This window comes from Streptomyces sp. NRRL B-24572, from assembly GCF_002156145.1.
GTDB classification, from domain to species: Bacteria; Actinomycetota; Actinomycetes; order Streptomycetales; family Streptomycetaceae; genus Streptomyces; species Streptomyces vietnamensis.
In genome coordinates this window covers 1-9,466 of the sequence record NZ_MWIG01000297.1, presented here as the reverse complement: position 1 = coordinate 9,466, position 9,466 = coordinate 1, and the positions used below count along the sequence as shown (strand labels likewise).

Annotated in this window: 9 protein-coding genes; 3 read left to right on the top strand and 6 right to left on the bottom strand. The window is 70.9% G+C overall.

Annotation, left to right across the window (positions count from 1 at the left end):
- Positions 1-81: 81 nt before the first annotated feature.
- From CCN56_RS18830 to CCN56_RS18810, 5 genes are all read right to left on the bottom strand, one after another.
- Positions 82-966, bottom strand: a complete 885-nt coding sequence (locus tag CCN56_RS18830) for a prohibitin family protein (RefSeq protein ID WP_086828318.1) — start codon at positions 964-966, stop codon at positions 82-84.
- 207 nt (positions 967-1,173) lie between these two features.
- Positions 1,174-2,004 (bottom strand): MBL fold metallo-hydrolase, encoded by an 831-nt coding sequence (locus tag CCN56_RS18825; protein WP_086828317.1) that lies wholly within the window; start codon positions 2,002-2,004, stop codon positions 1,174-1,176.
- On the bottom strand, positions 2,001-2,933 hold the full coding sequence (locus CCN56_RS18820) for an NUDIX hydrolase (RefSeq protein WP_086828315.1): 933 nt from the start codon (positions 2,931-2,933) through the stop codon (positions 2,001-2,003). The genes CCN56_RS18825 and CCN56_RS18820 overlap by 4 nt, the downstream gene beginning before the upstream one ends.
- 87 nt (positions 2,934-3,020) lie before the next feature.
- On the bottom strand, positions 3,021-3,491 hold the full coding sequence (locus tag CCN56_RS18815) for a RidA family protein (RefSeq protein WP_041129922.1): 471 nt from the start codon (positions 3,489-3,491) through the stop codon (positions 3,021-3,023).
- Positions 3,488-3,646, bottom strand: a complete 159-nt coding sequence (locus CCN56_RS18810; protein ID WP_015034547.1) for a DUF4177 domain-containing protein — start codon at positions 3,644-3,646, stop codon at positions 3,488-3,490. Before CCN56_RS18810 ends, CCN56_RS18815 begins: the two co-directional genes overlap by 4 nt.
- 122 nt (positions 3,647-3,768) lie before the next feature.
- Here CCN56_RS18810 and CCN56_RS18805 point away from each other — a divergent pair, with 122 nt between their 5' ends.
- Both CCN56_RS18805 and CCN56_RS18800 read left to right on the top strand, forming a co-directional pair.
- Complete coding sequence (locus CCN56_RS18805; protein WP_179199900.1) at positions 3,769-4,731, top strand: ArsA-related P-loop ATPase; 963 nt, start codon at positions 3,769-3,771, stop codon at positions 4,729-4,731.
- Between the two features lie 266 nt (positions 4,732-4,997).
- Positions 4,998-6,269 (top strand): ArsA family ATPase, encoded by a 1,272-nt coding sequence (locus tag CCN56_RS18800; protein WP_086828320.1) that lies wholly within the window; start codon positions 4,998-5,000, stop codon positions 6,267-6,269.
- A gap of 98 nt (positions 6,270-6,367) precedes the next feature.
- Here the strand turns inward: CCN56_RS18800 and CCN56_RS18795 are convergent, their stop codons facing one another.
- Positions 6,368-6,712 (bottom strand): WhiB family transcriptional regulator, encoded by a 345-nt coding sequence (locus tag CCN56_RS18795; RefSeq protein ID WP_015034550.1) that lies wholly within the window; start codon positions 6,710-6,712, stop codon positions 6,368-6,370.
- A gap of 416 nt (positions 6,713-7,128) precedes the next feature.
- Between CCN56_RS18795 and CCN56_RS18790 the strand changes: the two genes are divergently transcribed.
- Positions 7,129-9,372 carry a transglycosylase domain-containing protein gene (locus tag CCN56_RS18790; protein ID WP_086828311.1) on the top strand — a complete coding sequence of 748 codons (2,244 nt, stop codon included), beginning with the start codon at positions 7,129-7,131 and terminating at the stop codon, positions 9,370-9,372.
- The last annotated feature ends 94 nt before the right edge of the window (positions 9,373-9,466 follow it).

The following is a 9,466-nucleotide window of genomic DNA, read 5'->3' as shown; positions in this document are numbered from 1 at the left end:
GCGCTCGCGCTAGTACCAGGCATACGCGGAAGGCCGCCCCGGTCCGACGACCGGGGCGGCCTTCCGCGTACGACGGGACGGTCAGCGCTTCGAGCCGTCCACGATCACCGGGGCGGAGCCGCCGCTCCCGCAGGGCACCGCGTAAACCGGGTTCTTCGCCGCGGCCTCCTTGTAGGCGTCGATGCACTGGTTCATCAGGACCTTGTCCGTCAGCGAGTCGTTGAGGATCTTGTTGGCGCGGGCGATGCCCTCCGCCTCGATGCGGCGCCGGTCGGCCTCGGCCTTGGCGGTGCGGGAGGCCTCGGTCGCCCGCTCGGTGGCCTGCTGCTGCTGGATCTTGCGGTCGATCTGGCCCTGGAGGGCGTCCGAGGGCTTCACGTTGCGCAGGTTGACGGTGGTCACGTCGATGCCGCGCGGGGCCAGGCGCTCCTTGATCAGGGCGTTGATCTCGGCGCTGATCCCCTCGCGGTCGGAGGCGTAGCCCTCCTCGCTGGTGTGGCGGGCGAAGACGTTGCGGACGATCTCACGGCTGTCCGGGTAGACCAGCCGCTGCTGGATGGCGTCCTCGCTGCCCGCGAGCTTGTACAGCTCGACGGCCTTGGCCTGGTCGACGGACCACTTCACCGTGACCTCGGCGTACATGACGCCGCCCTGCGAGGAGCGGACCTCGACCACGTCCTTGTCGGAGAGGTTGAGGTCGACCGGGCGGGTGGAGAAGGTCGTGACGTCGGTGAACGGCGACTTCACGTGCATGCCCGAGGTCATCGGCGAGCCGACCTTGCCGAAGGCGACGGGCACACCGACCTCGTACGCGCTGATCACGTACGTCATGCTCGCGACCAGCGAGAAGAGGCCGGCCAGGAGCGCGCCGACGGCGCCCCACTTCAGCCCCGTGGAGTCATTGGCGCGGCCGACGAAAAAGAGCACCACTGCGGCGATGACCAGCAGGATGGCTATGACGAACACGGGCGTTCCCCCCGAAAGCTACGACCAGAAGTAAGCGGAGCGTAAAGCACGGGTCAGGAACGCCAGAAGGCCGGGGGCACGCTCGGGACAGGATCGTGACGACGGCCCCGGCACACCCCGGAGGACGACGGCCCGGCCGCACCCCGAAGAACGACCGCCCGGCGCACCCCGGAGGACGATCGCCCGGCACACCCCGGAAGACAGGCCCTAGACCAGGCCCCGCTCCCTCAGATACTCCAGCTGCGCCCGTACGGACAGCTCGGCCGCCGGCCACAGCGAGCGGTCCACGTCCGCGTACACATGGGCGACGACCTCGGCCGCCGTCCGGTGCCCGGCCCCGACCGCCGTCTCGACCTGCGCGAGCCGGCTCGCCCGGTGCGCCAGGTAGAACTCCACGGCCCCCTGCGCGTCCTCCAGGACCGGCCCGTGCCCCGGCAGGACCGTGTGCACCCCGTCGTCGACGGTCAGCGAACGCAGCCGCCGCAGCGAGTCCAGGTAGTCCCCGAGCCGCCCGTCCGGGTGCGCGACCATCGTCGTCCCGCGCCCCAGGACCGTGTCGCCCGTCAGCACCGCCCGGTCGGCCGGCAGGTGGAAGGAGAGCGAGTCCGAGGTGTGGCCCGGCGTCGGGACGACCCGCAGCTCAAGGCCGCCGACCGTCACCACGTCCCCCGCGCCGAGCCCCTCGTCGCCGAGCCGCAGCGCCGGGTCGAGGGCCCGCACGGCCGTCCCGGTCAGCTCCGCGAAGCGGCCCGCGCCCTCCGCGTGGTCCGGGTGGCCGTGGGTCAGCAGGGTCAGCGCGACCCGCTTGCCGAGCTTCTCGGCCGTGTCGACCACGTGACGCAGATGGCCCTCGTCGAGCGGGCCCGGGTCGACGACGACGGCGAGGCCGGAGCCGGGCTCGGAGAGCAGCCAGGTGTTGGTGCCGTCGAGGGTCATCGCGGACGGGTTCGGCGCCAGGACGTTCACGGCGCGCTCGGTCGCGGGCCCGGAGACCACGAATCCGCGCGGCTGGCCCGGCAGGGCGGCGGCGTCGCTCATCGCTCACCCCCGGCGTTCCCGGCGCTCCCGGCGCTCCCGGTGCTCCCGGCGGGGATGACCTTGGTGAACTCCTCGTGCCCCGGCCAGCTCAGCACCAGCTCGTCGCCCTCCAGGCGCGCCTGTGCGAGCACGGGGGCCATGTCCTGCTCCCCGGCCGCCGCAAGGGCTTCGGTGGCCGTCCCGTACGGCTCCAGGGTGCGCAGGGTGGAGATCGTCGGCGGCATCATCGTCAGCTCGCCCCGGTCGTAGCCCGCCGCGGCCTCGGCCGGACGGATCCAGACCGTGCGGTCCGCCTCCCCGGAGACGTCCCGGGTGCGCTGGCCGGCCGGGAGCGCCGCCACGAAGAACCAGGTGTCGTACCGGCGCTGCTCGAACTCCGGGGTGACCCAGCGGGCCCATGCGCCGAGCAGGTCGGAGCGCAGGACGAGCCCGCGCCGGTCGAGGAAGTCGGCGAAGGACAGGTCGCGGGCGACGAGCGCCTCCCGGTCCCGCTCCCACTCCTCGCCGGTCGTGTCGCCCACGACGCCGTCCTCGGTCTCCCCGGCGAGCAGCACGCCCGCCTCCTCGAACGTCTCGCGTACGGCGGCACACACCACGGCCTGGGCCTGCGCGGGGTCGTCGAGGCCGAGCCGGGCCGCCCACGTCTCCAGGGACGGGCCCGCCCAGCGCACCGGCTGCTCGTCGCGCGGGTCGACGCCGCCGCCGGGGTAGGCGTACGCGCCGCCCGCGAAGGCCATCGAGGTGCGGCGGCGCAGCATGTGGACGTCGGGCCCGGCGGCTCCGTCCCGCAGGAGCAGGACGGTGGCGGCGCGCCGGGGCGTCACCGGGGTGAGCTCACCGGCGGCGAGGGCGCGGATGCGGTCGGGCCACTCCGCCGGATACCACTGACCGTTCGACTGCTTCGCCTGCTTCGGCTGACCATTCGACATGGCCGGATGCTATGCGCAAGCATCGGAATGCACGAGAGCCGGTTTCCCACGCCTGTGGAAAACCGGCTCTGCGCGTCCCTCGGGGTGTCAGGCCTCGACGAGCTCGACCTGGACCTCGACCTCGACCGGCGCGTCGAGCGGCAGCACGGCCACGCCGACGGCGCTGCGGGCGTGCACGCCCTTCTCGCCGAGGATCTCGCCGAGCAGCTCGCTGGCGCCGTTGATGACGGCGGGCTGGCCGGTGAAGTCGGCGGCGGAGGCGACGAAGCCGACGACCTTCACGACGCGCTTGATGCGGTCGAGGTCACCGGCGACCGACTTCACGGCGGCGAGGGCGTTGAGCGCGCAGGTGGCGGCGAGCTGCTTGGCCTCCTCCGGCGTGACCTCGGCGCCGACCTTGCCGGTCACCGGGAGCTTGCCCGCCACCATCGGGAGCTGGCCCGAGGTGTACACGTACACGCCGGACTGCACGGCCGGCTGGTAGGACGCGAGCGGCGGCACGACCTCGGGCAGGGTCAGGCCGAGCTCGGCGATCCGCGCCTCGACGGCCCCGCTCACGACTTGGCCCGCTTCAGGTAGGCCACGAGCTGCTCGGGGTTGTTCGGCCCGGGCACGACCTGGACGAGCTCCCAGCCGTCCTCGCCCCAGGTGTCCAGAATCTGCTTGGTCGCGTGCACCAGAAGCGGCACCGTGACGTACTCCCACTTGGTCATGGGCCCGACTGTATCCGCTGTCGCGGGGCTCCTCTCCGAGGCGACCCCCACAGGCCCCCTAGGGGGCTTCTCCGGGGCGGCCTCCTGATTGCGCGCGGCCGCCAGTGGTTAGGCTCGACAGCGTGAGCAGGCTCCAGGTCGTCAGCGGCAAGGGCGGTACCGGTAAGACGACGGTCGCCGCCGCCCTCGCCCTCGCCCTCGCGACGGAGGGGAAGCGGACCCTCCTCGTCGAGGTCGAAGGCAGGCAGGGCATCGCACAGGTCTTCGAGACGGAAGCCCTTCCGTACGAGGAGCGCAAGATCGCCGTCGCGCCGGGCGGCGGCGAGGTGTACGCGCTGGCGATCGACGCCGAGCGCGCGCTCCTCGACTACCTCCAGATGTTCTACAAACTGGGCGGTGCGGGGCGGGCCCTGAAGAAGCTCGGCGCGATCGACTTCGCGACGACGATAGCGCCGGGCGTCCGGGACGTGCTGCTGACCGGCAAGGCCTGCGAGGCGGTACGGCGGCGGGAGAAGGACGGCCGCCCCACCTACGACCACGTGGTCATGGACGCGCCGCCCACCGGCCGCATCACCCGCTTCCTCAACGTGAACGACGAGGTCGCGGGCCTGGCCAGGATCGGCCCGATACACAACCAGGCGCAGGCCGTCATGCGGGTCCTCAAGTCCCCCGAGACGGCGGTGCACTTGGTGACCCTCCTGGAGGAGATGCCGGTCCAGGAGACCGCGGACGGCATCGCGGAGCTGAGGGCCGCCGAACTGCCGGTGGGCAGGGTCGTGGTGAACATGGTCCGCCCGCACGTCCTCGACGAGGCGGCAGTACGGGCCGCCTCCGGCGACCACCGGGACGCGATCGCGCGGACCCTGGCCTCCGTCGGCGTCCCGGGCGGCGCGGGTCTCGTCGAGCCACTCCTCGACCAGGCGGCCGAGCACGCGCGGCGGGTGGAGCTGGAGCGGACGCAGCGCGCGGTCCTGGACGGCGTCGGCGTCCCCTCGTACGAACTCCCCTTCCTCGGGGACGGGGCGGACATCGCCGGGCTCTACCGGCTGGCGAAGGAACTGCGGAAGCAAGGGGTGGGCGCGTGACGGAGAAAGCAGGCGCCGGGGCGGCCACCGCCGAGCCCGGCGCCGACGCGGCCGGTGCGGACGCAGCCGGTGCGGACGCAGCCGGTGTGGAGGCGGCCGGTGCGGACGCAGCCGGTGCGGACGCAGCCGGTGTGGAGGCGGCCGGTGTGGAGGCGGCCGGTGTGGACGTGTCCGGGCTCGACGCCGACAACGGCCCCGACGCCGAAGACCACCGGCCCGACGCCGACCCCGGGCTCGATCGCGCGCCCGGGCTCGAACTCGACCCGCTGCTCGACGATCGCGGCACCCGGATCATCGTCTGCTGCGGCGCGGGCGGGGTCGGCAAGACGACCACGGCGGCAGCCCTCGGCGTGCGGGCGGCGGAGCGGGGCCGGCGGGTCGTCGTCCTCACCATCGACCCGGCGCGCCGGCTCGCCCAGTCCATGGGCATCGACTCCCTCGACAACACGCCCCGCAAGGTCGACGGCATCAAGGGCTCCGACGGCGGCGAACTGCACGCCATGATGCTGGACATGAAGCGGACCTTCGACGAGATCGTCGAGGCGCACGCGGAGCCCGAGCGGGCACGGGCGATCCTGGAGAACCCCTTCTACCAGTCCCTGTCGGCCGGATTCGCCGGTACGCAGGAGTACATGGCGATGGAGAAGCTGGGCCAGCTCCGGGCCCGCGACGAGTGGGACCTGATCGTCGTCGACACCCCGCCGTCCCGGTCCGCGCTCGACTTCCTGGACGCGCCGAAGCGGCTCGGGTCCTTCCTCGACGGGAAGTTCATCAAGCTGCTCATGGCCCCGGCGAAGGTGGGCGGCCGGGCCGGGATGAAGTTCCTCAACGTCGGCATGTCGATGATGACGGGGACCCTGGGAAAGCTGCTCGGGGGTCAGTTCCTCAAGGACGTGCAGACGTTCGTGGCGGCGATGGACACGATGTTCGGCGGTTTCCGGACCCGCGCGGACGCCACGTACAAGCTGCTCCAGGCCCCGGGCACGGCCTTCCTCGTGGTGGCCACGCCGGAGCGGGACGCGCTGCGCGAGGCCGCGTACTTCGTGGAGCGCCTGGCCGCCGAGGGGATGCCGCTGGCCGGTCTCGTCCTCAACCGCGTCCACGGCAGCGGCGCCGCCCGGCTGTCGGCCGAGCGGGCGCGGGCCGCCGCGGAAAATCTTGACGAGGGGCGCATTGTGGATCAGGGGGGCGGGAAGGCTGGACTGCGTGGCTCCCCGGCCACCGAAGCAGCGCCCGAGCCCGAGCCCGAGTCGAACGATCTCGCCACCGCCGCCGCACACCCCGTACCCGAGGCTGCCCCCACAGCCGGACCGGCACAGGAAACAGACGTACGTCATCTCACCGCGGGACTTCTGCGCCTGCATGCCGAGCGCATGCGGGTGCTCGCGCGTGAGCAGCACACGCGCGACCGCTTCACCGCGCTCCACCCTGAAGTGGCGGTGGCCGAAGTGGCCGCCCTGCCCGGCGATGTGCACGACCTCGCCGGGCTGCGGGCCATCGGTGACCGGCTCACGGCGGGGCGGACGCCCTCGGCCTGAGCCGTCTCGCGTACGAGTACCCGTATCCGTACTCGTACCCGTGCTCGTACCTGTGTCGCGTACTCGTGTCGCGTACCCGTGTGGCGTACGCGTCGGGGCTAGCCGACCGCGGCGTACGCCTCGTACGTCGCGTCGTCCTCGATCGCCACGGGCAGCAGGCCCGCTCCCCGCTCGTACTCCGTGCGCGCGGTCTCCAGGAGCCGGCGCCACGAGGTGACGGTCGGCCTGCGGCGCAGCAGGGCACGGCGCTCGCGCTCCGTCATGCCGCCCCACACGCCGAACTCCACGCGGTTGTCGAGGGCGTCGGCGAGGCACTCGGTCCGCACCGGGCATCCGGTGCACACCGCCTTTGCCCTGTTCTGTGCCGCTCCCTGCACGAAAAGTTCATCCGGATCGGTAGTGCGGCAGGCCGCCTGCGCACTCCAGTCAGCTACCCAGCCCATACCGGCGCCGTCCTCTCCCGAATCGAGGCTCCCCCACGGCGGCAGCGGCATATTCACCGCTGCCAGTTGGGACGTTACGGAAGGTGGGCACAGCGCAACACCCCCTTCGGGCCCAATCTTGAATGGCCCGAACGGACTATGCGTGCGCGTCAGATCACCCAGGGGAGTGATCGAAGGACATGCGTGTGATAGCGGACATATCGTGCAGACATGCCCTTCTTCGGTGATGCCACTTCGGGCACCGTGTGACGCATGAGCCGGAATCGGACACGAGCTTCCCGCGTTTCGGGGTCACGGGAATTCATACCGATGTCACGCACGGGTCTTGATGCGAGACCGCACTGCTGTGACAGTTGGGAGCAGCTTAGGCCAAGGCATATACGTGTGTCCGGCGAATGAGAACGTAGGCTGCCCCCATGGCAAAGAAGCGCTCGGGCGGTGGTCTGACCGGGACCCAGCAGGCCGCCAAGTTCCTCGGTGTCAGTGTGCTCGCCGGAACCGTGCTGGCGGGCATCGCCCTGCCCGCGGCCGGTGCACTCGGGCTGGCCGCGAAGGGGACGGTGGAGGGGTTCGACGAGATCCCCTCCAACCTGAAGACCCCACCGCTGAGTCAGCGCACCACGATCCTGGACGCCGAGGGCGGTCTCATCGCCACGGTGTACTCGCGGGACCGGAAGGTCGTGCCGATCGACAAGATCTCCCCGTACATGCAGAAGGCGATCGTCGCCATCGAGGACGGGCGCTTCTACGAGCACGGGGCGATCGACCTCAAGGGCGTGCTGCGTGCGATCAACAAGAACGCGCAGTCGGGCGGGGTCTCGGAGGGCGCGTCCACGCTGACCCAGCAGTACGTGAAGAACGTCTTCGTCGAGGAGGCCGGTGACGACCCCGAGAAGGTCGCGCAGGCCACCCAGCAGACCATCGGCCGCAAGGTCCGCGAGCTGAAGTTCGCGATCCAGGTCGAGGAGGAGCTGGGCAAGAAGAAGATCCTGGAGAACTACCTCAACATCACGTTCTTCGGTCAGCAGGCCTACGGCATCGAGGCCGCCTCCCAGCGGTACTTCTCCAAGCACGCCGCCGACCTGGACCTGGGCGAGGCGGCGATGATGGCCGGTCTCGTCCAGTCGCCGAGCCGCTACGACCCGATCAACGACATCCAGGAAGCGACCAAGCGCCGCAACATGGTCCTCCAGCGGATGGCCGACGTGAAGGACATCAGCCAGGCCGAGGCGGACGCCGCCAAGGCCAAGCCGATCAAGCTGAGGGTCAAGACGCCGAAGAACGGCTGCATCACCGCCGTCGACGGCGCCGGCTTCTTCTGCGACTACGTCCGCAAGACGATCCTCAACGACCCGACCTTCGGCAAGACGGCCGAGGAGCGGACGAAGCTGTGGAACCTGGGTGGTCTCACCATCAGGACCACGCTCGACCCGCGCGCGCAGGCAGCCGCCAACGAGGCCGCCATCGCGAAGGTCAACAAGGACGACCCGGTCGCCGCCTCGGTGGTGCAGGTCCAGCCCAAGACCGGCCGCATCCTGTCGATGGGCCAGTCCCGCCCGTACGGCCTGGACCAGAAGCAGCACCAGACGACGCTGAACCTCGCCGTCGGCAGCAAGATGGGCGGCACGACGTACGGCTTCCAGGTCGGCTCGACCTTCAAGCCGATCACGGCCGCCGCGGCGCTGGAGAAGGGCATCAGCCCGGCGACGAGCTTCAACGACCCGGCGCAGATCAACATGAACGAGAGCCAGTACACCCGCTGCGACGGAAAGCCCGCGGGTTATGCGAACTGGGAGGTGAACAATGAGATGAAGTCGGAGAAGGGCGTCTTCGACATGACGAGCGCCCTCGGCAAGTCCATCAACACCTACTTCGCCAAGCTGGAGCAGATGGCCGGCCTCTGTGAGACGCTGACGATGGCCAAGAACGTCGGCTACGAGCGCGAGCTGGGCAAGCCCCTCAAGCAGATCCCGTCCGCCACCCTCGGCAGCGCGGAGAGCACCCCGCTCGACATGGCGTCCGTCTACGCGACCTTCGCCAACCGCGGCATCTACTGCACCCCGATCGCCATCGAGTCGATCAAGGCCGCCAACGGCGACAAGCTGAACGTGCCGCAGACCAAGTGCACGCGCGCCATGAGCGACCGGACCGCCGACACCATCAACCAGATGCTGAAGGGCGTCGTCGAGGACGGCACCGGTACGCGGGCCGGTCTCAGCGACCGCGACAACGCGGGCAAGACCGGTACGACCAACGACCGCAAGGACGCCTGGTTCGTCGGCTACACCCCGAACCTGTCCACCGCCGTCTGGGTCGGTGACGACGTCGGCGAGAAGAAGTCGATGTACGACATCACCATCGGCGGCGAGTACTACGACAAGGTCTGCGGTGGCTGCCTCCCCGGCCCGATCTGGAAGATCGCGATGACGGGCGCCCTGGACGCCGGCCAGACGCCGGGCTTCGTCCCCGTCTCCGTGCCGCGGGCCGAGAAGCCCAAGGACGAGGAGAAGGAGGGCGACGAGGGCCCGAACAAGCCCCGGAAGCCCCGCGACGCCAAGCCCGGCGACACGACCCCGACCAGCCCGACCCCCGGGATCACGTTCCCGACGGATCTGCTCGGCGGCACGGGCGGGCACACCAACCGCAAGCCCGGCCGCTGACGCACACGCGAGAGGGCGCCCCACCGGTCCGGTGGGGCGCCCTCTCGCGTACGTACTGCGCGGATCGACCCGCGAGGCGGACCGGCCCGCGCAA

What these genes read in the sequence shown, in the direction of transcription:
- CCN56_RS18825 (WP_086828317.1), bottom strand. Translation starts at nt 2,004, where the DNA reads ATGAGCGACGCCGCCGCCCTGCCGGGCCAGCCGCGCGGATTCGTGGTC.
- CCN56_RS18795 (WP_015034550.1), bottom strand. Translation starts at nt 6,712, where the DNA reads ATGGGCTGGGTAGCTGACTGGAGTGCGCAGGCGGCCTGCCGCACTACC.
- CCN56_RS18790 (WP_086828311.1), top strand. Translation starts at nt 7,129, where the DNA reads ATGGCAAAGAAGCGCTCGGGCGGTGGTCTGACCGGGACCCAGCAGGCC.
- CCN56_RS18810 (WP_015034547.1), bottom strand. Translation starts at nt 3,646, where the DNA reads ATGACCAAGTGGGAGTACGTCACGGTGCCGCTTCTGGTGCACGCGACC.
- CCN56_RS18820 (WP_086828315.1), bottom strand. Translation starts at nt 2,933, where the DNA reads ATGTCGAATGGTCAGCCGAAGCAGGCGAAGCAGTCGAACGGTCAGTGG.